At 71.9% G+C, this 24,196-nt stretch carries 14 protein-coding genes, 1 tRNA gene and 1 pseudogene; 7 read left to right on the top strand and 9 right to left on the bottom strand.

The features are described 5' to 3' along the window. Positions 1-56 precede the first annotated feature (56 nt). The 5 genes from U9R90_RS31755 to mfd all read right to left on the bottom strand — a co-directional run bounded on the left by U9R90_RS31755 (position 57) and on the right by mfd (position 9,843). Positions 57-2,468, bottom strand: coding sequence for a hypothetical protein (locus tag U9R90_RS31755; RefSeq protein ID WP_411060444.1), 2,412 nt, complete (start codon positions 2,466-2,468; stop codon positions 57-59). Positions 2,469-2,509: 41 nt separating this feature from the next. Then, positions 2,510-3,493, bottom strand: coding sequence for a nucleoside triphosphate pyrophosphohydrolase (locus U9R90_RS31750; RefSeq protein ID WP_411060988.1), 984 nt, complete (start codon positions 3,491-3,493; stop codon positions 2,510-2,512). A 93-nt stretch (positions 3,494-3,586) separates the two neighbouring features. Further along, positions 3,587-4,258 (bottom strand): SurA N-terminal domain-containing protein, encoded by a 672-nt coding sequence (locus U9R90_RS31745; protein ID WP_411060443.1) that lies wholly within the window; start codon positions 4,256-4,258, stop codon positions 3,587-3,589. Between the two features lie 156 nt (positions 4,259-4,414). After that, positions 4,415-5,953 (bottom strand): protein kinase domain-containing protein, encoded by a 1,539-nt coding sequence (locus tag U9R90_RS31740; protein ID WP_411060441.1) that lies wholly within the window; start codon positions 5,951-5,953, stop codon positions 4,415-4,417. A gap of 359 nt (positions 5,954-6,312) precedes the next feature. Next, entirely contained in the window at positions 6,313-9,843 is a 3,531-nt protein-coding gene (mfd, locus tag U9R90_RS31735; RefSeq protein ID WP_411060439.1) for a transcription-repair coupling factor, read from the bottom strand. Positions 9,844-10,070: 227 nt separating this feature from the next. Here mfd and U9R90_RS31730 point away from each other — a divergent pair, with 227 nt between their 5' ends. After that, a complete protein-coding gene (locus tag U9R90_RS31730) occupies positions 10,071-11,504 on the top strand; it encodes a DUF2079 domain-containing protein (RefSeq protein ID WP_411060437.1) in 1,434 nt (477 codons plus the stop codon). Positions 11,505-11,521: 17 nt separating this feature from the next. On the opposite strand, the gene U9R90_RS31725 is transcribed toward U9R90_RS31730, so the two are convergent. Further along, positions 11,522-11,593 (bottom strand) — tRNA-Gln (locus U9R90_RS31725). 183 nt (positions 11,594-11,776) lie between these two features. Between U9R90_RS31725 and U9R90_RS31720 the strand changes: the two genes are divergently transcribed. Further along, a complete protein-coding gene (locus U9R90_RS31720) occupies positions 11,777-13,096 on the top strand; it encodes a sensor histidine kinase (protein ID WP_411060435.1) in 1,320 nt (439 codons plus the stop codon). A 411-nt stretch (positions 13,097-13,507) separates the two neighbouring features. Here U9R90_RS31720 and U9R90_RS31715 read toward each other — a convergent pair whose 3' ends face one another. Further along, complete coding sequence (locus tag U9R90_RS31715) at positions 13,508-14,014, bottom strand: SUKH-3 domain-containing protein (RefSeq protein WP_411060433.1); 507 nt, start codon at positions 14,012-14,014, stop codon at positions 13,508-13,510. After that, complete coding sequence (locus U9R90_RS31710; protein WP_411060431.1) at positions 14,014-14,538, bottom strand: YwqJ-related putative deaminase; 525 nt, start codon at positions 14,536-14,538, stop codon at positions 14,014-14,016. Before U9R90_RS31710 ends, U9R90_RS31715 begins: the two co-directional genes overlap by 1 nt. 259 nt (positions 14,539-14,797) lie before the next feature. Between U9R90_RS31710 and U9R90_RS31705 the strand changes: the two genes are divergently transcribed. Further along, positions 14,798-15,781 (top strand): SMI1/KNR4 family protein, encoded by a 984-nt coding sequence (locus tag U9R90_RS31705; protein ID WP_411060429.1) that lies wholly within the window; start codon positions 14,798-14,800, stop codon positions 15,779-15,781. Positions 15,782-15,786: 5 nt separating this feature from the next. Beyond that, positions 15,787-17,517, top strand: a pseudogene (locus U9R90_RS31700) (hypothetical protein); the annotation flags it as partial. Between the two features lie 315 nt (positions 17,518-17,832). On the opposite strand, the gene U9R90_RS31695 reads toward U9R90_RS31700, so the two are convergent. Continuing rightward, positions 17,833-19,362, bottom strand: a complete 1,530-nt coding sequence (locus U9R90_RS31695) for an MFS transporter (RefSeq protein ID WP_411060427.1) — start codon at positions 19,360-19,362, stop codon at positions 17,833-17,835. A 333-nt stretch (positions 19,363-19,695) separates the two neighbouring features. Here U9R90_RS31695 and U9R90_RS31690 point away from each other — a divergent pair, with 333 nt between their 5' ends. The 3 genes from U9R90_RS31690 to U9R90_RS31680 all read left to right on the top strand — a co-directional run. Beyond that, positions 19,696-20,484 carry an ABC transporter ATP-binding protein gene (locus U9R90_RS31690; RefSeq protein ID WP_411060425.1) on the top strand — a complete coding sequence of 263 codons (789 nt, stop codon included), beginning with the start codon at positions 19,696-19,698 and terminating at the stop codon, positions 20,482-20,484. Further along, positions 20,481-23,051, top strand: a complete 2,571-nt coding sequence (locus tag U9R90_RS31685; protein WP_411060424.1) for an ABC transporter permease — start codon at positions 20,481-20,483, stop codon at positions 23,049-23,051. The genes U9R90_RS31690 and U9R90_RS31685 overlap by 4 nt, the downstream gene beginning before the upstream one ends. Before the next feature lie 153 nt (positions 23,052-23,204). Beyond that, the coding region (locus U9R90_RS31680; protein WP_411060423.1) for an NTP transferase domain-containing protein at positions 23,205-24,196 on the top strand (992 nt) is incomplete at its 3' end.

The raw sequence follows: 24,196 nt of genomic DNA, 5'->3' as shown, positions 1-24,196 counted from the left end.
CTCCCAGGAGAAGAGTTCGGGGGCGGGGCCGGCGAGGGGCGGGGCGGGCTGTTCGGTCACTCCTTGACGTTAGCCGGAGCGCGGCCTGCGCCTTCCTCCGCGTCCGGCTTGGTGTCCGGCTCGGCGAGGGCCTTGCGGGCTTCCTGAGATCCCAGTTCCGCGGCCTTCCGGAACCACTCGGCGGCCTCCTGGGTTCTGCCTGCCTCGCGCAGCAGGAGCGCCAGGCGGTACCCGCCGTCGTAGTCACCCCGGTCATGGGCTTGGCGGTAGTGGATCTGTGCCTGTTCCACGTTGCCCTGTCGCTCCAGAAGGATTCCGAGGTTCAGGGAGGCAGTGGCGTGCCCGGCTGCCTCGGCCAGGCGGTAGAGCCGTTCCGCCTCCTCGTCACGCCCGCCCTGGTTGTGCAACAGGAGCGCCAGATTGTGTGCGGCCCGATCGTCTCCCGCCGCGACACCTCGCCGATACCAGAGCTCCGCCTCGGCCAGTTCGTGCCAGTCGTGCAGCAGACTGCCGAGGCTGGCGGCCACCGCTTCGTGCCCGCCCTCGGCGGCCCTGCGGTACCAGCGCATGGCTTCGGCCGTTTGGCCGGTACCGACGAGCATGTCGCCGAGCCGGTGGGCCGCCTCGCCGTGGTCCGCCTCAGCGGCCGTCCGCAGCCAGTGCTCCGCGCGGTCGCGCAGGATGCGTCCGAGCTCGGCCGCGGACTCGGGCCAGCCCCCTTCCGCCGCCATCTCCAGATACCGGAGCGCGGCCGTCTCGTCGCCCCGTTGCAGCAGCCGGAGCCCCAGAGCCTCGGCTGCCTCCGGGTCACCGGCGTCCACCGCCCGCCGATACCAAGCATCGGCCTGCGCCGGGTCCTCGTCGTCTCCGAGTTCGGCAAGCGACTTCATGGCGTGGGTGTCACCCGCGTCGGCACGTGGGCGAAAGGCCGCACACATCACCGCACGCAGGGCAGCCTGATCGACCCACTCGTACCGCTCCACCCCTTCCTCCAGCAGCGTCCACAGCACGCTCTCGGGTACCGGCGGCAGCTCAGCCGACCGCAGCCCCTCCGCGGCCAGCGCACCATAGGCCCGCAACGTGCCCGGCTCCTCACCCGCTATGAGCAAGCCGGTGACCCCGTACTGCGGCGCGGTCGCCCAGTCGAGCGCGGCGTCGAGGCTCTCGTCCCGCGCCGGGCGGCGCAGCGGGTCGTAGTCCGCCGCCAGTTCCTCCAGGTGGTGTCGCGGAACCGCCCGGGTGATCCCGCAGCGCGCGAGGTCGACGGCGATCCGCACCAGCAACTGGCCGCCCGGACACGCGGCTTGGTGCACCTCGCGCCGCCACTCCTCGCACAGCAGATGCCCGACGGCGAGGTACGCGGCCGCGCCCTCGTCCCCGCACCACAGGAACGCCTCGTACAGCCGCGGATCCTCGGTGTGCTCCGCGAGCCGGTCCAGCTCATCCCGGCTCCACGCGCGCGGCAGCTCCGTCGTACGGGCCGTGGCCACCACCCGGTCGCCGGGGCTGGAGCCGCGGCGGCGCTCGTAGTACTCGTCCACGTCCATGGTGGCCAGCACCACGACACCGAGGCCCGTGAGCCGACCCAGCAGGCCCGGCTCCAGGCCTCCGGTGCCGAGATGGCCGTCGAGTTCGTCGAGCCATACGACGTACCGCCCGGGGCGGGCCTTGATGAGGGCGGGCAGGCTCCGCAGGTCCGCGCCGCGCTCGGGCGCGTACACGCGCCAGCCCCGCAGTCCTTGCAGGCCCTTCCACGCGGTGTACGACTTGCCCGAGACGCGCTTGCCGAGGATGAGGACCAGGCCGCCCCACGCGAGCTGGGCGCCGAGCTCCGTGTCCGCGTCGCGGGCGGTGTACCAGGGGATGTCCGGCAGTCCTGGCACCCGACGAGATGGTCGCACGCCGACCTCGGCCGGGCTGATCTCGTTCGCCCACGGCCAGTCGCGCGGGGCCGGCGGGTCGCCGAAGCTCCGCGCGGGGTAGTGGTTGTGCTGTACGCCGACGACCCGGTCGTGGAAGGTGCCGTTCTGGAAGTCGACGTGGTCACCGTCGTGGGAGTCGGCGGCGTGCACAGTGACGCGGCTGACGGCACCTGCCTGGACGACGGTGTCGATCGTGCCGCCCGAGATGGTGTTGCGAACCTCGGCAGGTGGCTGCGGGTTTTTCCGGGGAGCGAAGTCGGCCACGATGTCCCGGAGTCCGAACGCGAGGTCCAGGCCCTCCGGATCCTCCCTCAGCAGGGTGGTCAGTCTGTCCCGCCACTGCGCCTCGATGCCCGCGAGCGCTCCGTCGTCCTCCCCTGCCTCCATTAACTGGATCCTGGACCCGATGAGCTTCAAGCCCAGCTCTCCGGTGCTCTGCGCGCGCTGGAACAGCTCCAAGAACCGGTTGCGCACGGCCCGCGTGTCCATCGTCCTCACCAGAACTGCCGCGCCCGAGGCCGCCAGCTCCTCCAACTCCGGTTCCACACACGCCCCCACGCATCTCGGCCGACCCTGCGCCAACCGTACTAAGCCCCGCCCTTCTCGACCCCCAGGATCACGTCCCGGTAGGCGCGCGCGGCCGCCCGCAGCGCCGCCTCCGGGTCCACCCCGGCGGCCTCCGCCCGTACCGCGAGCGCCAGCAGTTCGTACCCGACGCCGTCGCCCGTCGGCAGCGGTGCGTCCAGGCCCGCCGTCCGCACCCGCGAGGCCAGCTTGGCCGTCAGGGCGAGGCCCGGCTGGCCGAGTGGGACGCCGTCCGTCACCGAGTCGCGTTGCTTCTCGGCGGCCTTGGTGCGCAGCCAGTGGTCGCGGACCTCGTCCGGGGTCTCGGCGGTGTCGTCGCCGAAGACATGGGGGTGGCGGTGGATGAGCTTGCTGACGATGCCGCCCGCGACGTCGTCGATCGAGAAGGGCTCGTCGGGGTCCTCCTCGGCGATCCGGGAGTGGAAGACGACCTGCAGGAGTACGTCGCCGAGTTCCTCGCGGAGTTCGTCGCGGTCGCCGGTCTCGATCGCCTCGACGAGTTCGTACGCCTCTTCGATGCCGTACTTCGCCAGGCCCTTGTGGGTCTGCTGGGACGACCACGGGCACTCGGCTCGGATGCGGTCCATGACCTGGACGAGGTCGAGCAGGCGGGCGCCCGGCAGGTCGTACGAGGCGGGCAGCAGCTCCAGGTCGGGCATCTGGACCCGGCCGGAGCCCGCGAGCCGGGCGAGCCCGTCGGTCAGTGCGGGGTCGCCCTCGCCGGTGGCCACCACGACCACCGTACGGCCGCCCGCGCACCTCTCGACCAGCTCCCGCGCGGTGGGCGCCGCCTGCTCCACGGCGACACCGGCCTCGCGCAGATACGGCAGCTGCGGGTGGCCGGGGTCGGCGCAGAGCACCGCGTCGGCGGCGCCCAACGCCTGCCAGGCGGGCCAGGACAGCAGGCCGGGGGCGACCCGGTGGCTGGTGGTGAGCAGCAGGACGCGGCCGGGGGCGTTCGGGTCCGGCGCGTCCTTGGAGTCCATCGGGTCCTTCGAGGCGTTCACGTCTCGAACGTAACGCACGCCACTGACAGGGCCGACGACGGCCGCCGGAGAGGCCGGGGGCCGCGCGGCCGCCTATGCCTGCTGGTCCGCCCGCAGGCGGGGCGTCACCTCGCGCAGCCACGGGGTGTCGGCCTCGCCGAGGTGGCCCACCTTCACGTCCCACGTGCCGTAGCGCGGGTTGAGGTCGATGCTGAGTTCGTCGGATGCCTCGGCCATCGCCTTGCGCAGCTCTTCGCCGCCGAGCGTGCGGTCGAGCTTGTCGAGCAGCATCCAGGTGCGCAGGGTGTCGTCGAGCCGCGCCGGTGCGACGTTGTTCCGCAGCGCGGTCCGCTCCAGGCCCTCGGCGCCGCCGGAGACCTTCTCCTGCTGGGCCCGCGCGGTCTGCAGCTCCTTGCGGGTGACCTCGATCCCGGCGTCCTTGGCGACCCGGTCGACCACCCGCTCGAAGACCATGGTGTGCAGGGTCCCGCGGACGGGGTCGCAGGGCTGGGGCGTCTCCATCTTGAGGGCGGCGTCGCACTGCTCACTGAGCAGTTGTGCGTACTGCTCGTCGTTCTCGGTGACCGCGCGCTGGGCGTCCCGCAGTTCGTTCACCCGGCCCTCGAGCTGGGCGACGGTGATCCGTTCACCGCCGACCACGGCCGCCGCGCCCGGATGGGCTTCGTTGCCGCAGGCGGCCAGGAGTGGAGCCGCGATAAGGAGCGCGGCGGATACGGAGAGCGCGGTGCGACTGCGGCGGTGCAAAGGAGCCTCCCGGAGGCGAGATTGTGCGTCAGTGCACAAGCGGGCCTTGCGGTGATCGATGGTATGCAGTGGCCGTGGCTTCGGCCACTGATTCGACCAACGATTCGGGGAGAGTTGGAGGTACGTGTTCGGGGACGGGCTCGTACAGCGGCCGGGTCAGCCGCGTACCTGCCCCAGCCACTGCACCGTACGCCGGACCTCGGCCGGGAACGGATGGCCGATGCCGTGCCGGCGCTCCGCGTCGTGCAGCAGCCGGGCCAGCATGTCGTGGGCGGCGGCATGGTCCCCGAGCGCCAGCAGCAGGTGGCCGATGCGGCGGCGCAGTTCCAGGCAGAGATCGGCGTCCCCGCTGACGTACCGGTTCTCGAAGAACGGCAGCAGGGCGCGGTACTCGGCCAGCGCGGCGGCCGGTTCGCCGAGCTGCTCCAGGCACTGCGCGGCCTCGTACCGGAACTGCAGCGAGGCCGGGTCGGCGACCCCGGACTCGGCGGCACGCTCGTCGGCCAGGCGGCGCAGCTCGGGCAGTGCGCGGCGGTACTGGCCGTCGTCCATCAGCGTGGCCGCGTACTGCTTGCGCAGGCCGCGGACGATCGGGGAGTGCTCGCCGTGCTGGACGGCGGCGGCCGGGAGGATCGCGCCGAGCAGGTCAACGGCCTGGGTGATCCGGCCCTCGCCGAGCAGTCGCTTGACGTCGTCGACGGCCCCGGCGACATCGGTCTGCTGGGCCGCCTGGGGCTCGCGCGGCTGCCTGGGCACCTCAGGAGCGGCCGCGGCCCTGGCCGCGCGGTCCGGCCACGGGGCGTGCGGGCGCAGAAAGGGGCGCGTGGGGTCCAGCGGCCCGCTGGGGACGCCGCGTACGGGCAGCAGCGGAGCCAGCGCCTCGTACACCTCCTGCGCGGAGGCCGGGCGGTGCTGCGGGTCCTTGGCGAGCAGCCTGAGGACCAGCGCCTCCAGGGGCTCGGGGACCTCGGGGCGCAGTTGGCGTACGGGCAGCGGCGGCTCGTAGAGGTGGCGGTGCAGGACGCCGAGGACGGTGGTGCCGTTGAACGGGACCGTGCCGCTGAGCAGTTCGTGCAGCAGCACGCCGAGTGCGTACAGATCGGTGTACGGGCCGACGGCGCCGCCCATCGCCTGCTCGGGGGCCATATAGGCGGGGCTGCCGATGGGGGAGCCGGTGTGGGTGAGGCGGGTGGTGTCGCTGTCCATGACGGAGGCGACGCCGAGGTCGAGGACGGTGAGGGTGCCGTCGGGCTTCACCATGATGTTCCGCGGCTTGAGGTCGCGGTGCACGATCGGCACGGCGTGCACCGCGCAGAGTACGGCGCACAGTTGGGCGGCGGCCGCGACGGCCCAGGGCCACGGGTAGGGGTCGTGCTCGGCGATGTGGTCGGCGAGGTCGGACCCTTCGACGTGCTGCATGACGAGGAAGAGGTCCTCGCCCTCGCTGCCCGCGTCGTGCACGGTGACCAGGCCCGGGTGGTCGACCTGCGCGGTGACCCGGCACTCGCGGACGAAGCGGCGGCGCAGCTCGGCGGAGCTGTCGCCGCCGGGGCCCGCGACCTTGTCGGGGCGCAGCAGCTTGACGGCGACGCGGCGGTCCAGGCGCTGGTCGTACGCCGTCCAGACCTGGCCCATGCCGCCTTGGCCGATCAGCGTGGACAGTTCGTAGCGGTCGGCGATGACGCGTCCGCTCACCGGCCGCCGCCCTCCGGACGGTCCTGGTGGCGCAGCAGGTCACTGAGCTCGTCGAGCTCGGCGCGCACCTGGTCGATACGGGCGGGTGCGGGGGCCGGGGGCTGGAAGGGCGCGGGNGGTGCGCGCGGACCGCCCAACCTTGACCCCACCACCGGGCTCGCTATACCGCTACCGGATCACCTCGCGCGGCGGGAGCACGTGCCCCCCAGCGCGCCCCCGCCCCACAACGCAACAGAACGCACCCCCACGCCACGGCGCACCGTGAACACAAGCCCGAGGGGCACCCTCACCCCCGACACCACGGCGCACCGTGAACACGAGCCCGAGGCGCACCCTCACCCCGACACGGCGCACCGGGGTCAGGAGCCCACGATTGTCGTGAGGAACTCGCCCGTCCAGGCCAGCAGGTCTCGGCCGACCAGCGGCTTGCCGCCGACCTTCGCCGTCTTGGGGCGCGGCACCAGCAGTTGGTGGTTGGCGGGCTTGATGACCGTGCCCGGGTAGAGACGCTTCAGGCGGAGTTCCTGGGATTCGCGTAGCTCCACCGGAGCGAAGCGGATGTTCGTGCCCTGCAGGACGATCTCGGCGACTCCGCAGGCGCGGGCCAGCATCCGTAGGCCCGCGACCAGGAGCAGGTTCTCCACCGGCTCGGGCAACTTGCCGTAGCGGTCGGTGAGTTCCTCGCGTACCGCCTTGATGTCCTCCTCCGTGTTGGCGGAGGCGATCGCGCGGTACGCCTGCAGGCGCAGGCGCTCGCCGGGGGCGTAGTCGTGCGGGACGTGGGCGTCGACCGGGAGCTCGATCTTGACCTCGAGCGGGGGCTCCTCCTCCACGCCGCCTTCGAGCGAGGCACGGTAGTCGGCGACCGCCTCGCCGACCATGCGGACGTAGAGGTCGAAACCGACGCCCGCGATGTGGCCGGACTGCTCGCCGCCGAGCAGGTTGCCCGCGCCGCGGATTTCGAGGTCCTTCATGGCGACGTACATGCCCGCGCCCATCTCCGTGTGCTGGGCGATGGTCGCCAGGCGCTCGTGGGCGGTCTCGGTGAGGGGCTTCTCCGGGGGGTAGAGGAAGTAGGCGTAGCCGCGCTCGCGGCCACGGCCGACCCGGCCGCGTAGCTGGTGGAGTTGGGAGAGGCCGAAGTTGTCGCCGCGCTCGACGATCAGGGTGTTGGCGTTGGAGATGTCGATGCCCGACTCGACGATGGTGGTCGAGACCAGGACGTCGAACTTCTTCTCCCAGAAGTCCACCACTACTTGTTCCAGGGCCTGTTCGGACATCTGGCCGTGGGCGGTCGCGATGCGGGCCTCGGGGACGATGTCGCGCAGCCGGGCGGCCGCGCGGTCGATGGACTCCACGCGGTTGTGGATGTAGAAGACCTGGCCCTCGCGCAGCAGTTCGCGGCGGATCGCGGCGCCGATCTGCCGCTCCTCGTACGGGCCGACGAAGGTCAGCACGGGGTGCCGTTCCTCGGGCGGGGTGGTGATCGTGGACATCTCGCGGATGCCGGTGACCGCCATTTCGAGCGTACGGGGGATGGGGGTGGCCGACATGGTCAGGACGTCGACGTTCGCGCGGAGCTTCTTCAGCTGCTCCTTGTGTTCCACGCCGAAGCGCTGTTCCTCGTCGACGATGACCAGGCCGAGGTCCTTGAACTTGGTCTCGGACGAGAACAGGCGGTGGGTGCCGATGACGATGTCGACCGAACCCTCGCGCAGGCCTTCGAGCGTTGCCTTGGACTCGGTCTCCGTCTGGAAGCGGGACAGGGCACGGACCGCGACCGGGAACTGCGAGTAGCGCTCGGAGAAGGTGCCGAAGTGCTGCTGGACGAGGAGGGTCGTGGGGACCAGGACCGCTACCTGCTTGCCGTCCTGGACCGCCTTGAAGGCCGCGCGTACGGCGATCTCGGTCTTGCCGTAGCCGACGTCGCCGCAGATCAGCCGGTCCATCGGGACCGACTTCTCCATGTCTTCCTTGACCTCGGCGATGGTGGTCAGCTGGTCGGGGGTCTCGGCGTACGGGAAGGCGTCCTCCAGCTCGCGCTGCCAGGGGGTGTCCGGGCCGAAGATGTGTCCCGGCGCCGCCATCCGCGCCGAGTAGAGCTTGATGAGGTCGGCCGCGATCTCCTTGACCGCCTTCTTGGCGCGGGCCTTGGTCTTGGTCCAGTCGGCGCCGCCGAGGCGGTGCATGGACGGGGCCTCGCCGCCGACGTACTTGGTGATCTGCTCCAGCTGGTCGGTGGGGATGTAGAGCCGGTCGCCGGGCTGGCCGCGCTTGGCGGGGGCGTACTCGACGACCAGGTACTCGCGGGTCGCGCCCTGCACCGTGCGCTGCACCATCTCGACGTACCGGCCGACGCCGTGCTGCTCGTGGACGATGTAGTCGCCCGGCTCCAGAGTGAGCGGGTCGATGGTCTTACGGCGCCGGGCGGGCATCCGGGTGCCGTCCTTGCCGGCCGCGCGCTGGCCGGTCAGGTCGGTCTCGGTGAGGACCGCGAGCCGGAGGGCCGCGTCGATGAAGCCGTACTCGATGGAGCCGCAGGCCACGTGGACGACGGACGGGGCGATCTCGGCGAGGTCGGAGTCGAGGCGGGCGGCGATGCCTTCGTTGCCCAGCATCTCCACGGTGCGGGCGGCCGGGCCGTGGGCCTCGGTGACGAAGACGGTGCGCCAGCCGTCGGCGTTCCACTGCTTGGCGTCGGCCAGGGCGCGGGCGGTGTCGCCGCGGTAGGTCTCCGGGGCGTGCATGCCGAGCTTGAGGGTGTCCGCGCCGACCTCGTGGTCCGCCGCGAACGGCGAGACGGACCACCACATCATGCCCAGGTCGCGGGCCCGGTCGCGGACGTCCGCGATGCCCCACAGCGAGGCCGCGTCCACATCGATGGGAGCCTCTCCCCCGCCCGCCGTCGCGGCCCAGCTGGCCTGCAGGAACTCCTGGCTGGTGGCCACCAGGTCGGAGGCCCGGGTGCGCACCCGCTCGGGGTCGCAGACCACGGCCATGCTGCCCTGCGGCAGCACGTCGAGCAGCAGTTCCATGTCGTCGACGAGTACCGGCGCCAGGGACTCCATGCCCTCGACCGCGATGCCCTCGGCGATCTTGCCGAGCAGTTCGCCGAGCTCGGGGTGCTGCTCGGCCAGGGCAGCGGCCCGTTCCCGTACGTCGTCGGTCAGCAGCAGCTCGCGGCAGGGCGGCGCCCACAGGCCGTGCTCGGCGATCTCCAGGGAGCGCTGGTCGGCGACCTTGAAGTAACGGATCTCCTCGACGTCGTCCCCCCAGAACTCGATCCGCAGGGGGTGTTCCTCGGTCGGCGGGAAGACGTCCAGGATGCCGCCGCGCACCGCGAACTCGCCGCGCTTCTCGACCAGCTCGACCCGGGCGTACGCGGCTGCCGCGAGGGCCTGGACGGTCTCCTCCAGGTCGGCGGACACACCCTGTCTCAGGCTGACGGGCTCCAGCTCGCCGAGGCCCTTGACCTGCGGCTGGAGTACCGAGCGGATCGGGGCCACGACCACCGAGACCGGGCCGGTCTCCGGGTCGTCGGTGCTCGGGTGGGTCAGCCTGCGCAGCACGGCGAGGCGGCGGCCGACGGTGTCGGAGCGTGGTGAGAGCCGCTCGTGCGGCAGGGTCTCCCAGGAGGGGTAGTCGACGACCGTGTCCGGCGGCAGCAGGGAGCGCAGCGCGGCCGCGAGGTCCTCCGCCTCCCGCCCGGTGGCCGTCACGGCCAGCACCGGCCGCCCCGCATCGCGGGCCAGCGCGGCGATCGCGAAGGGCCGGGCGGCAGGCGGACCGATCAGGTCGACATGCGTGCGGTTGCCGTCTTCGGCGGCCTGCACCGCTTCGGCGAGTGCGGCGTCCTTGACGACGGCGTCGAGCAGACCGTGCAGGCTCATGAAGGCGGTTTCCGTCCAGGAGGCAGAAGTACGAGGCGTACGGGCAGTACGGAGTGGGTAACGCAAGCCACCCGACACGTCGAACGGGCCGGGGGCTCCCAGCCTACGACGTCCCACCGACAGCCACCGGGACACCGGCACACGCCCCCCGGACGGTCCGGCAACCGGGGGACCGCACGCCGCCCGATCGAGCGGGCGTTCGATGCGAGGAGCTAGGGTCTCCCCTCATGACCAGCGCCCAGATCGCGCCGGCCCCCGCCGGAGGCACCGAACCCTCCGAGATATCCGGGCCGGTGGCGCAACGCACCCCGCGCCCCCGGCATCTCGCCCCGTACTACCTGGCCACGGCCTTGTTCGTGGCGTACAGCGTGATCTCGGTGAGCCGCTACCGCCAGCTGCGGACCATGTCCTGGGACCTGGGCATCTTCGAGCAGGCGATACGCGGCTACGCACAGCTCCAGGCACCGCTCGCCGACCTCAAGGGCCCCGGCGCGCACATACTCGGCGACCACTTCAGCCCCGTCACGGCGCTGCTCGCCCCGGCCTACCGGCTCTTCCCGTCCCCGGTCACCCTGCTGATCGCGCAGGCCGCGCTGCTCGCACTGTCCGCCGTCCCGGTCACCCGCGCCGCCACCCGGCTGCTCGGCCCGGCACGCGGGCTCGCGCTGGGGATCGCGTACGGCCTGTCCTGGGGCATCCAGCGCGCCGTCGACTTCGACTTCCACGAGATCTGCTTCGCCGTGCCGCTGATCGCCTTCGCGCTGGAGGCGATCCTGCGCGAGCGGTGGCGGGCCGCCCTGTGGTGGGCGCTGCCGCTGGTGCTGGTCAAGGAGGACCTGGGGGCGACCACGGCCGCGATCGCGCTGGTCGTCGTGGTGCGCGCCAGGCGGACGTCCCCGCGGATGGTGCCGTACGCGATCGGGGTCGTCGTCTTCGGCGCGGTGGCCGCATTGCTCACCTTCACCGTGCTCATCCCGGCCTTCAACACCACAGGCGCGTACGACTACTGGAACAAGGTCGGCGGCGGTGGCGGCCCCTTCGACGGCCTCGACACCAAGCTGCGCACCCTCGGCTGGCTGCTCCTGCCGACCACGGGGCTGCTGGCGCTGCGCTCCCCGCTGCTGATCGTCGCGCTGCCGACCGTCGGCTGGCGGTTCCTGTCCTCGGACAGCCACTACTGGGACACCGGCTGGCACTACAGCGCGGTGCTGATGCCGGTGGTCATCCTGGCCCTGGCCGACGCGATCGACCTCTACCGCCGCAGCGCGCGCCCTCGCCTGCGGGCGTACGCGCTCCAGCTGCCCGCGGCCGTCGCCGCGGCCTCGCTTGCCCTGACCACCGCGCTCCCGCTGGCCCGGCTGACCGAGTCCGACACCTACCGCAAGAGCGACCGGGTGATCGCGGCGGAGCGACTGCTGGACCGGATCCCGGACGGGGCGAAGGTCGAGGCGAACATCGGCCCGATCAGCCGTCTGACCTCGCGCTGCCGGGTCTTCTGGGTGGGCAGGACCGAGGGCGTCACGCCGGACTTCATCGCACTGGACAACAGATCCGGCCGGTTCAAGGACCCGCAGGGTTACGCCGGGCGGCTGCATCCACGCGTCGGCTACACCGAAGCGGGCAGGGCCGGGGGCTTCGTACTCCTGAAGCGGAGCAGCTGAAGAGGAGGGGTGGATTGCTCCCCCGCCAGGACTCGAACCCGGACAGATGGCACCAAAAGCCACAGTGCTGCCAATTACACCACGGGGGATAGAACGACCTAGGCCGGACATTGCGTCAGGCTGTTGGCCGGGCTGCACACACTATGCCGTACCGACCGCCCTCGATGCGACGGGTTGACTCGAAGGTGATCACGGACGCTGGCCGAACACGCGCTCGGACACCCCGGAAACCCACGGGAAATCCCGGGCCCCTCGCCCGTAGGCTGGAAGGCATGACCACAACGGGGGTAGACCACCAGGAGTCGGCCGGGGGGCCGTGGTGGTGGGGACAACGGCGCAGTGCCGCACTGGACATCGGGCTGGGGGTTGCATCGGCCGCCGAGTGCGCGCTGGAAGGCGTCGAGTTCGCCGACAAGTCCGGGGTGCCGGTCGCGGTCGGCGTAACCATCGGGCTGCTCACCGGGGCCACGCTGGTGCTGCGCCGACGGTGGCCGGTCGCCGTGGTGCTGGTCGCGATCGCGGTATCCCCGGCCAACATGGGCTTCCTGCTGACCGTGGTCGGCCTCTACACGCTGGCCGCGTCGGACGCGCCGCGCCGGATCATCGCGGTACTGGCGGGCATGTCCGTCACCGCTTCCACGATCGTGACGTTCATCCAGACCCGCCAGGGCGTCGCCGACGGCGCCGTCGACATCAGCGAGGGGTTCGTCCCCTTCGTCGCGGTCCTGGCCTCGCTCGGGGTAACGGCGCCGCCGGTGCTGTTCGGCCTGTACGTGGGGGCTCGGCGGCGGCTGATGGAAAGCCTTCGCGAGCGCGCGGACAGCCTGGAGCGGGAGCTGCAGCTGCTCGCCGAGCGCGCGGAGGAGCGGGCCGGATGGGCCCGCAACGAGGAGCGGACCCGGATCGCCCGCGAGATGCACGACGTCGTCGCGCACCGGGTCAGCCTGATGGTGGTGCACGCGGCGGCGCTGCAAGCCGTGGCGCGCAAGGACCCCGAAAAGGCCGTCAAGAACGCGGCGCTGGTCGGGGACATGGGGCGGCAGGCGCTCACCGAACTGCGCGAGATGCTCGGCGTACTGCGCACCCAGGACGGCACCACGGCGGGCCCGGCGCCCTCGCCCACCTCGCCCTCCCTGCCGCTGGCCGCCGTCGGGGTCGCGGCCGCCGCGGCCGCGTCGCGCGCCCGCGAGGACGACGGGCCGTGTCTGGCCGAGCTGGAGGAGCTGGTGGGCCAGTCCCGGGCCGCCGGAATGGTCCTGGAGCTGTCGGTCGACGGCGACCCTGCCCCGTATCCCGCCGAGGTCGAACAGACCGCGTACCGCGTGATCCAGGAGGGCCTCACGAACGTGCACAAGCACGCACCCGGTGCGAAGGTCCAGGTCCGCCTGGCCCACCGGGGCGCCGAGGTCGCCATGCAGGTCGAGAACGACCCGGCGCCGGAGTCGACCCCGCACGACGCGCGCCTGCCCAGCGGGGGGAACGGCCTGCTGGGCATGAAGGAACGCGTCACGGCGCTCGGCGGCGTCTTCGTGTCCGGGCCTACGGACGCGGGCGGCTTCCGCGTCTCAGCGGTCATCCCCACGGCCCGCTAGCCCCGCGCGGGGGTGTTGCCCTCCGGGCCCGGCGTCACGGGTCCCCCGTGTCGGGGGTGAGTGTGCCCCGCGGGCTTCGTGGAACGGGTGCATCCGTGGCGAGGGGTTGTGCCCACCCGTTCCGCCCTGCGGAACGATTGCCCACAACAAAGGGGGCGACAGCGCGCCTGGCGGGGTGCGTGTTCCGCGCCGCGCCCCGTGGCGTGGGGGTGCGTTCTGTTTCGTTGTGGGGCGGGGGCGCGCTGGGGGGCACGTGCTCCCGCCGCGCGAGGTGACCCGGTAGNTTCCGTTTTTCGAATTTTTGGTTAAACGTTTTGGGTTTTTTGGGGCGCCGCTTCACCGGGCGCACCCCGCCGCACGGGAACACGCGGCCCCGCCCCACAACGAAACAGCGCGCAACCGGCCCGCGCCTCAGCCCGCAGCCAGCCTCGTGGGTAGTACGCCCGAGAGCAGAGTCAGCAGTGCCGCGTCGACCGTCGCGCCCAGGTACCAGTCGCCACCGTGGTCCAGGCCGTACACCCGGCTCTGCGCATCGATCGCGAGCAGCGCCCCACTGTCCGGCTCCTCGCCCAGCGGACAGACCTCAGTGCCGAGCGCCCGCCCCAGATCCCCCAGAGTGCGAGCCATATGCAGACCGCACAGCGGGTCGAGATGAAGCACCGCGGGCGCGACATGCCGCCCAGGCCCCGCCGGAGTAACCCGCAGCCCCCCGAACTCCGCCCACGCCTCCACCGCCGCAGGAAACACCGCATGCCGGTGCCCCACAGGCGACACATGGTCGCGCAGGGTGTCGGCCCAGTACTCGGCCTGTTTGATGTCCCAGCGCCCCGGCCACCAGCCCGCCCCGCGCAACGCGGCGTCGGCCTGAACGGGGAATCGGGTACTGGAGGTGCGATCGGACGCACCGGCGGTGGCCATCAGTTCTGACTCCCGGTCGGGTCGACGATACGTACGCCAAAGTGGTCGGCAAGCGCCGTACAGGACCGACACGGCGGAGCGAAGCTGCCGTGCAGCGGGTCTCCGTCCTCACGGATACGGCGGGCCGTGAGCTTGGCGTGCTTGAGTGCCTTGCGGGCCTCGCCCACAGCTAGCGGCTTGCGCTGGGCGCGCTTGGACCGGCCGGACTCGTACGCGATGAGGCGGCGGGAGATCAGGATGGTCTCGGGGCAACGCCCGGTGAAGCGCTCCCGGTGACCGGTGGTCAGCGTCGCCAGGAAGTCCTCGACGAGCGGATGCAGCACGGGCACGGCGTCGGACCGCGCCGCCGTACCGGTCAGCGTCTCGCCGCGTACGGACAACGCCGCGGCCACGGTCGGCAGGATCCCGTCCCGGCGCTGGAGGAGCACGGGCGCCGGCGCCCCCGCGCCGGGCCCGCTAGCGCTCCAGTTCAGCCGGGGATCCCCGGCGTACCCCGCGGCGGTGTTCGGCTGTGCGGTGCTCATTGGTCGTACGTCCCTCCCCGTGCCCTGCGACGATGGCCGCTTCGGCACTCCCCCGAGTGCGGGGACAGCCTGTCAAATGGGGCGGCTGGTGCGGAAGCTGGAACTGTCTCTCGGGTGTGGACTTTGTCTCACCGTCACCGACCGGTGATCACCGGTGGACCGCTGGTCACGGAAGCGGAGGCCCGGTGACCGGTGCCCCGTCACCGCATAGGCTGTGCCCATCCGCAAACCATCAGCTGTGCCGCAGGGGGCAACCGCCATGACGACAGGTCGGCTCGGGCAGCAAGCCGCGCCGCCGAACGCGGCCTATGCCGGGCAGGTCGTGCACTTCCCGGACCCGGTCCGGGCCGCGCGCCACCCCAGAGGGGTGCGCGTGGACGAGCAGGGCTACCCGGACTTCTCGCCCTACGCGCGCGCCGCCGCCGAAATCGCCGAGCCTCCGGAGGGGTTCGGCATCGACGAACTGCGGCTCACCGACTACGTGTCGGCGAACGCCGCGCTCGCCGCCGACGGCCATGAACTGTGGGACACCATCCCCGCTGTGGCGACCCCGCACGGCTGGACGTGGCACCACGCCGCGGGCACCCGCCGGCTCGACCTGGTACCGGTCGAGGTGAAGGCGCTGCTGCGCCATCACGGCGGCCTCGCGACCGCCCCGGTCGACCAGGCCAAGCGCGGCACCCGACCGCTGCAGGAGCCGCGCCCCGCGCACTTCGGGCTGCCGAAGGCGACGGTCGCGGTGAGCGAGCAGCAGATCCTCGGCGTAGAGGAGGACCTCGGCTACCGCCTGCCGGGCGCCTACCGGGCGTTCCTGAAGGCGGCGGGCGGCTGCGCCCCGGTGGGCGCCGCACTCGACGCGGAGCTGGGGCTCCTGATCGACCAGCCGTTCTTCACGGTGCGCGACGAGGCCGGGGTCAACGACCTCGTCTACGTCAACAAGTGCCTGCGCGACCATCTGACCAAGGACTACCTGGCCGTCGGATTCGTCCAGGGCGGAATCCTGGCGGTCAAGGTGAAGGGCGAGCGGGTCGGCTCGGTCTGGTTCTGCGCGTACGACGACGCACGGGACCAGGACAGCTGGTCCGTCGGCGAACGCGTGGAGCGGCTGCTGCTGCCCTGCGGTGATGACTTCGACGCCTTCCTGGCACGGCTCGCGGGCAATCCCCCGGAGCTGGAGACCGTGGCGAACCTGATGGTGGACGGCGGCTTCGCGCGCGCCGTCCCCGCAACGGCTGAGGGGTGAGCGCGATGGTGACCTTCGCGCAGGCGCAGGAGCGCGCGGAACAGTGGATCAACGGCGGGATGCCCGCGTACCAGCACCGGGAGGTGCGGGTACGGGAGTTCGAGCTGGGCTTCGTCGTGTGGGCGGAGGACCGCGAGGACGGTCCGCGCTCGGACGGCGGGCAGCAGCGGCTGGTCATCGCACGGGACAGCGGGGAGGCCACGCTGTGGCCCGGACTGCCGGTCGGTGAGGTCATCAGGCGGTATGAGGAGGAGTACGGCGTTCCCGAAGGGGCGCCGGAGCCCGCGCCGGCCGCGGCGCCCGCGCGAGTGGATCTGAACCAGACGTCGTTCCTGCTGAGCCCCCCGGAGTGGCTGCAGGAAGCGGCGGACAACATGGGCATCCCGGACCGGCGGGCGTCTTCGGGCGCGGGTACGCCGTCCGGGGCCGGTACGCCTTCCAGCGCGGGTACGCCCTCCGGCGCGGGTACGCCCTCCGGCGCGGGTCTGGGTGTGGCTCCAGCCGCGAGTGCGCCCTCGGGCGCGGAGGGTGGCTCCGCGCCCGCCCCGGCGTGGCCGAGCGCGGGCGACTCGCAGGGCGGGCAGCGCCCGGCCGTCTCCGACGACGTGGCCGCGACGGCACCCGGCGTGCCCGACAGCGCCACGCCCTGGGCCGGTACGGACACCAACGCGGACTCGGACGCGGCCGACCGCTCCGTACCGCCGCCCGCGACGGTGTTCGCGCCCCCGCTCTCGGGCAACGATGCCGACGACACCCCGCCGCCGACCGTGGCACCGGACGCCCCCACGGCCCTGATGTCCGGCGGCAGCCAGCTCCCCAGGACCACGGTGGCCCCGGCGCTGGACGCGCCCGGCCCGGAGGGCCCGTCGTCGTACGGCTACCCGCAGGGCCCTGGCGCGCCCGCCGCGTCCCAGGCCCCGGGTGGGCCGCAGACACCCGGTGCGCCCGCGTCGTACGGCTACCCGCAGGGCCCTGGCGCGCCCGCCGCGTCTCAGGCTGGTGGGCTGCAGCACACGGCCGCTGGGCCCGGTGGCGCCGGGGACATCTCGGATGCCGCCACCAGCAAGGCGATGGGTCCGCCGCGCGGTGCGCGCGGTAGCGGGCCGACGACTCCGCCGCCGCCCGGCGCACCCGGCACCCCGGGTACGCCTCCCGGTGGCACGCCGCCGCCGTCGGGTCCTGGTACGCCCGGCACCCCGGCCGGGGGCTACGTACCGACGCAGCTCGTCTCGCAGCTCGGCCCGGACGGGCCGCAGCCGCCGCAGTCCCCGCAGCCCCCTCAGGCGCCGACCCCGCCGCCGCCCGGTGGCGGTGACAGCAACGGCGGTGGCGTGCACCACGCCGCGACGATGCTGGCCGACCCGAGCCAGGGGGGCCTCAACATGCCCAAGCCGCCCGGCGCTCCCGGCACTCCTGGCGCGCCGCAGCCTCCCGGGCCGCCCGGTACTCCGGGTACGCCTCCCGGTGGCGTGCACCACGCCGCGACCATGCTGGCCGACCCGAGCCAGGGGGGCCTCGCCATGCCGAAGCCGCCCGGCGCGCCTGGCACGCCTGGCGCGCCGCAGCCTCCTGGGCCGCCGGGAGCTCCGGGTGCTCCGGGTGCGCCTGGTGCTCCGGGCGCCCCTGGTGCTCCGGGTGCCCCTGGCGCGCCTGGTGGTGGTGTGCACCAGGCGGCGACCATGTTCGCCGACCCGAGCCAAGTCGGCGGGCCCGCCGCACCGCAGCCCCCTGGCCCTCCGGGAGCGCCTGGCACCCCCGGTGCCCCCGGTGCACCTGGTGCCCCCGGTGCACCTGGTGCCCCCGGTGCACCTGGTGCCCCCGGTGCGCCTGGCGTGCAGCAGCCGCCCGGCGCTCCCCAGCCGNACTGCCGGCCGGAGGGGACGGGGCGGGGGGTGCGCGCGCAGCGCCGACGGTCCACACCGGGATCCCTGTGGCATCACCGGATCAGACGTCGGCGTGAGCACGTACCCCCCGACGCGGCCCCGCCCCACAACGAAACAGAGCGCACCCCGCGGCAGGGAGGGCACCGTGAAATCGAGCCGCACCCGTGGCTAGTCCGCGCTCGGTGTAGGTGCGGGTGCGTCGTGCCGAGGCGGCGGCGCGTCCTGCGGGAGGACGGGGAAGCGGCGCGGGGCCAAGAAGAGCAGCGCGAGCAGCGCGAGGAGCGCCGCGCAGGCTCCGCCGAGGTAGACGCGCTCGACCGCCGCGTCGACCGCGCGGCGCAGGACGTCGGCGTCCGGACCCGGGTGGGTGAGGGAGCGGGCCACGGAGTCCAGATCGCCCGCGCCACCGAGGCGCGCGGTGAGGACCCCGTTGGCGACGGCGCCGAACAGCGCCGCGCCGACGGTCTGGCCGATCTGGCGGTAGAAGAGGACCGAGGCCGTCGTCGTGCCGCGTTCGGCCCAGCCGACCGTCGACTGCACGCCGATGATGAGGGGCAGTTGGAAGAGCCCGAGTGCGGCGCCGAGGAGCAGCATGAGGAGCGCGGGCTGCCAGGCCTGGCCGGGATAGGGCAGCAACGGGAAGGCCAGCAGGGTGAGTCCGGCGACGGTGATGCCGATCATCGCCGTGTTGCGGAAGCCGATCCGGGTGTAGACGTGCTGGCTGAGCGCCGCCGACACCGGCCAGCTCAGGATCATCGCGGAGAGGACGAAGCCCGCCGCGGTCGGGCTCAGTTGGAGTACGGACTGGGCGTAGGTGGGGAGGAAGACGGTCGGGGCGACCATCAGGAGGCCGAGTGCGCCGAGGGAGAGGTTGACCGCGGCTATGGTGCGGCGGCGCCACACCCAGCCGGGTATGACGGGCTCGGGGGCCCGGCGTTCGATGAGGACGACGGCCGCCGCCAGGAGCAGGCCGGTGCCGAAGAGCGTGAGCGACGGTATCGACAGCCACGGCCAGGCGACTCCGCCCTGCACCAGGCCGGTGAGGATCACGCCGCCGCAGGCGAAGACCGTGAGCGCGCCCGCCCAGTCGGTCCGCCCCCGGGGACCCCGTTCCCGTACCGGCTCGTGGAGATGGCGTATGAGGAGGAGGAGTGCCAGCACGCCGATCGGGACGTTCACGAGGAAGATGAAGCGCCAGTCGGCGTACGTGGCGATCAGTCCGCCGATGGCGGGTCCCGCGAGCGCTGACGCGGCCCACACCGTGGACAACTTGGCTTGGATCTTCGGGCGTTGCTGGAGTGGGTAGAGGTCCGCGGCCAGGGTCTGGACAGTGCCCTGGATGGCGCCGCCGCCCAGGCCCTGGACCACCCGGAAGGCGATCAGGGCCGCCATGTTCCAGGCGAAGGAGCAGAGCACGGAGCCCAGGAGGAAGAGTGCCATGCCGGCCACCAGGACCGGCTTGCGGCCGAAGGTGTCGGAGAGCCTGCCGTAGACGGGGATGGTGACGGTGACCGCGAGCAGGTAGCCGGAGAACAGCCAGGAGAAGACGGAGAAGCCACCGAGGTCGCCGACGATCTGCGGGACGGCGGTCGCGATGACCGTGGCATCGAGCGCGGCGAGCGCCATGGCGAGCATCAGCGCGGCGACCACGGCCCGGCGCTTGCGGGTCTCTCCCACCGAAGTCCTTTCCCTATGCATCTACTTGTTTCGGGGACACCCTCTCACCTGATCCTCGCGGGGCGGGAGGGCCCAGACCCCGCAGGTATCGGTCGTCCGGGAGACGGAGACCCCTAGGGGACTCTCCGTACAACGGGCGGGGGACGGCTGGTACCGGCGGAGGAGGAGCGTTGCCGACCCGCGGCCTACCGTGGAAGCGCAGGCCAGGGCATGTGGTGCGCATGACGGGCGGGGTGGGGTTTTCCCCACCGTCAAGAGGGGGTCGCGCACCAGCGCGCCCGGTGCCGCCTGACTACCAGACTGAGCACGTCAACGGCAGACGATGCGCAGCATCACCGACAAAGGAGATATACCGTGACAACGGCTGTAAGCATTCCCAGGCACGGGGGCACTGGAGGGCGTACGGCCGTCGCGGCGCGAGCGCGGCAGGTCGTGAAGGCCTATGGCTCGGGGGAGACCAAGGTCGTCGCGCTCGACCATGTCGATGTGGACATCGCCCGCGGGCAGTTCACCGCGATCATGGGCCCGTCGGGCTCCGGCAAGTCGACGCTGATGCACTGCCTCGCGGGGCTGGATGTCGTGAGCAGTGGGCAGATTTTTCTCGATGAGACCGAGATAACCGGGCTCAAGGACAAGAAGCTGACCCAGTTGCGGCGCGATCGGATCGGGTTCATTTTCCAGGCGTTCAATCTGCTTCCCACGTTGAACGCCCTGGAGAACATCACGTTGCCGATGGATATCGCGGGTCGTAAGCCCGACCGGGAGTGGTTGGGGAGGGTCGTGGAGACCGTTGGGCTCGCGGGGCGGCTCAAGCACCGGCCCAGCGAACTGTCCGGTGGTCAGCAGCAGCGGGTGGCCGTGGCGCGTGCGCTCGCCGCGCGGCCGGAGATCATCTTCGGGGACGAGCCGACCGGGAACCTCGACTCGCGCTCCGGCGCCGAAGTGCTCGGCTTCCTGCGGCAGTCCGTGGACGAGCTCGGCCAGACCATCGTGATGGTCACCCACGACCCGGTGGCCGCCTCGTACGCGGACCGGGTGCTGTATCTCGCGGACGGCCGGATCGTCGACGAGATGCACCAGCCGACCGCCGACCAGGTCCTTGACCGGATGAAGGACTTCGACGCGCGGGGGCGTACGTCATGACGGTTCTGAAGACCTCGCTGCGCAACTTCTTCGCGCACAAGGGACGGATGGCGCTCTCCGCCGTCGCGGTCCTGCTGTCGGTGGCGTTCGTCTGCGGGACGCTCGTCTTCACCGACACCATGAACACCACGTTCGACAAGCTCTTCGCGGCTTCCGCGCCTGATGTCACGGTCAGCCCCAAGTCCGCGAAGGACGGGGACGAGGCGCCGCAGACCGGCAAGCCCGAGTCACTGCCCGCGGGTGCCGTCGAGCAGGTGAAGCAGGCGGACGGAGTGAAGTCCGCCGAGGGCGCCGTCAGCAGCATGAGCGTCACCGTCGTCAACTCCGAGAACAAGAACATGGGGTCCACCTCCGGCGCCCCGACGATCGCCGCGAACTGGACCACCAACGAACTCCGCTCGATGGAGATCAGCAAGGGCCATGAACCGCGCGGCCCCACCGAGGTGATGGTCGACGCCGACACCGCCGAGAAGCACAAGCTCGAGATCGGTGATGAGCTGCGCACCATCGCTGTCACCGGTGACATCACCGCCAGGATCACTGGCATCGCCTCCTTCAAGGTGACCAACCCCGGTGCCGCCGTCGTCTTCTTCGACACCGCGACCGCGCAGAAGGAACTCCTTGGCGACACCGGGCAGTTCACGCATGTCAATGTCGTGGCCGCGTCCGGTGTCAGCAACGAGCAGTTGAAGAAGAGCGTCGTCGATGAGCTGGACGGCGCCTTCAAGGTGCAGACGCAGAAGGAGGCCGCGGACGCCGGCCGTGAGGACGTCGGCTCCTTCCTGGACGTCATGAAGTACGCGATGCTCGGATTCGCCGGGATCGCCTTCCTGGTCGGCGTCTTCCTGATCATCAACACCTTCTCCATGCTGGTCGCCCAGCGCACCCGCGAGATCGGCCTGATGCGGGCCATCGGCTCCTCGCGCAAGCAGGTCAACCGCTCGGTGCTGGTCGAGGCGCTGCTGCTCGGCGTCGTCGGCTCGATCCTCGGTGTCGGCGCCGGAGTCGGCCTCGCCATCGGCCTGATGAAGCTGATGTCGGGCATGGGCATGGAGCTGTCCACGCGGGACCTCACGGTCAACTGGACGACTCCCGTGATCGGTTTGGCGCTCGGTGTCATCGTCACCTTGCTCGCCGCGTATATCCCCGCCCGCCGGGCCGGCAAGGTCTCCCCGATGGCGGCCCTGCGCGAGACGGGCACGGCCTCGGGCGGCCGCGCGAGCGTCGTACGCGCCGTCATCGGGCTGGCGCTGACCGGAGCGGGCGGCTTCGCCCTGTACCTCGCGGGTACGGCCGACACGGCGAGCGACGGCTCACTGTGGCTCGGAGCGGGCGTTGTGCTGACGCTTGTCGGTTTCGTCGTCATCGGGCCGGTGCTCGCGGGCGGTGTGGTCCGCGTGATCAGCGCACTGGTGCTGCGGATGTTCGGACCGGTCGGGCGGATGGCCGAGCGCAACGCGCTGCGCAACCCGCGCCGTACGGGCGCCACGGGCGCGGCCCTGATGATCGGCCTGGCACTGGTGGCCTGCCTGTCGGTGGTCGGGTCCTCGATGGTCGCCTCTGCCACCGAGGAGCTGGACAAGTCGGTCGGCGCGGACTTCATCGTCCAGGCGGGCCAACAGCCCATCAAGCCCGCGGCCATCAAGGCGATGAAGGAAGCGCCGCACCTCGCCCACACCACCGAGACCAAGGAGGTCGCGACCAAGCTGACCACCCCGGGCGGTAAGACCCAGGACGAGAAGATCATCGCCACCAGCCCGACCTACATCGAGGACCTGCGCCGCGAGACCGTCTCCGGTGACCTGGCCGCCGCGTACGGCAAGGACGCGATGTCGGTGGGCTCGGGCTTCGCCGAGCGCACCGGAGTGAAGGTGGGCGAGAAGCTGACCGTCGCCTTCGAACACGGCGAGACGACCGAGCTGCGGATCGCGGCCATCACGTCGGACGACGCTACGTTCGACAAGGGCGCGATGTACACGAACCTCACTACCGTCGAGCGGTATCTGCCCGCTGACCGGATGCCGCTGAGCTACATGTTGTTCGCCAAGGCGGAGTCCGGCAAGGAGGACCAGGCGTACGCCGCTCTCAAGTCCGCCGTGGCCAGTGACCCGACAGTCGAGGTCAGGGACCAGACGGACTTCAAGGAAGAGCTCAAGAGCCAGGTCGGCCAGCTCCTGAACATCGTCTACGGCCTGCTCGCGCTGGCGATCATCGTCGCGGTACTCGGCGTGGTGAACACCCTCGCCCTCTCGGTGGTCGAACGCACCCGGGAGATCGGCCTGATGCGGGCCATCGGCCTCTCCCGCCGCCAGCTGCGCCGCATGATCCGCCTGGAGTCCGTCGTCATCGCGCTCTTCGGCGCGCTGCTCGGCCTGGGGCTCGGGATGGCCTGGGGCGCCACCGCGCAGAAGCTGCTGGCCCTGGAGGGGCTGAAGGTCCTGGAGATCCCCTGGACCACCATCGGTACGGTCTTCGTCGCCTCGGCGTTCGTGGGTCTGTTCGCCGCGCTGATCCCGGCGTTCCGGGCGGGCCGGATGAACGTACTGAACGCGATCGCCACGGAGTAACCGAACGGGACGGCGGTCGGCCCCGGAACGCGTGCTCGCGCGCCTTCCGGGGCCGTCGCGCGTTCCCGTACGCCCTTGATGCGGGCTCCCCGCTACACCCCGGTATCCTGCGGATGTCCGCCTCCCAAAGCACCGAAGCCGAAAGGCACACCCGTGAGCGCCAATCGCCCGGCCGCCGTCGTCGTCCTCGCAGCGGGTGAGGGCACCCGCATGAAGTCGAGCACCCCCAAGGTTCTGCACGAGATCTGCGGCCGGTCACTGGTGGGCCATGTGGTCGCCGCCGCACGGGAGCTGGACCCGCAGCAACTGGTCGTGGTCGTGGGCCACGGGCGTGAGCTGGTCACCGCGCATCTCGCGCAGGCCGACCCGGCCGCCCGTACCGCCGTACAGGAGCAGCAGAACGGCACCGGGCACGCGGTGCGTATGGGCCTGGAAGCCATCGCCGGCGAGGGCGGCGCCGTGACGGGGACCGTCATCGTCGTCTGCGGTGACACCCCGCTGCTCACCGGCGCGACCCTGCACTCCCTGGCCGCCACGCACACCGCCGACGGCAACGCGGTGACGGTGCTGACCGCCGAGGTGCCGGACGCCACCGGGTACGGGCGGATCGTGCGGGACGAGACGAGTGGCGCGGTCACCGCGATCGTCGAGCACAAGGACGCGAGCGAGGCCCAGCGGGCGATCCAGGAGATCAACTCGGGGGTCTTCGCCTTCGACGGGCAGCTGCTCGCGGACGCCCTGGGCAAGGTCCGCACGGACAACAGCCAGGGCGAGGAGTACCTCACCGACGTGCTGGGGATTCTGCGCGAAGCAGGCCACCGGGTGGGCGCGTCCGTCGCGGGCGACCACCGCGAGATCGCCGGGATCAACAACCGGGTGCAGCTCGCCGAGGCGCGCCGCAGCCTGAACGACCGGCTGCTGACCGAGGCCATGATGTCCGGTGTGACGGTGGTCGACCCGGCCACGACGTTCGTCGATGTCACGGTGACCTTCGAGCCGGACGCGCTCGTGCACCCCGGTACGCAGCTGCTCGGCGCCACACACATCGCCGCCGGTGCCGAGGTCGGCCCGAACTCCCGGCTGAAGGACACCCGGGTCCACGCGGGCGCCCGCGGGGACCACCCCCGCGCGGACCGCGCCGAGGG

Source organism: Streptomyces sp. E11-3 (assembly GCF_046540415.1).
GTDB lineage: Bacteria > Actinomycetota > Actinomycetes > Streptomycetales > Streptomycetaceae > Streptomyces.
The sequence above is the reverse complement of the archived record's forward strand: the minus strand, read 5'-3'. Positions and strand labels throughout refer to the sequence as shown.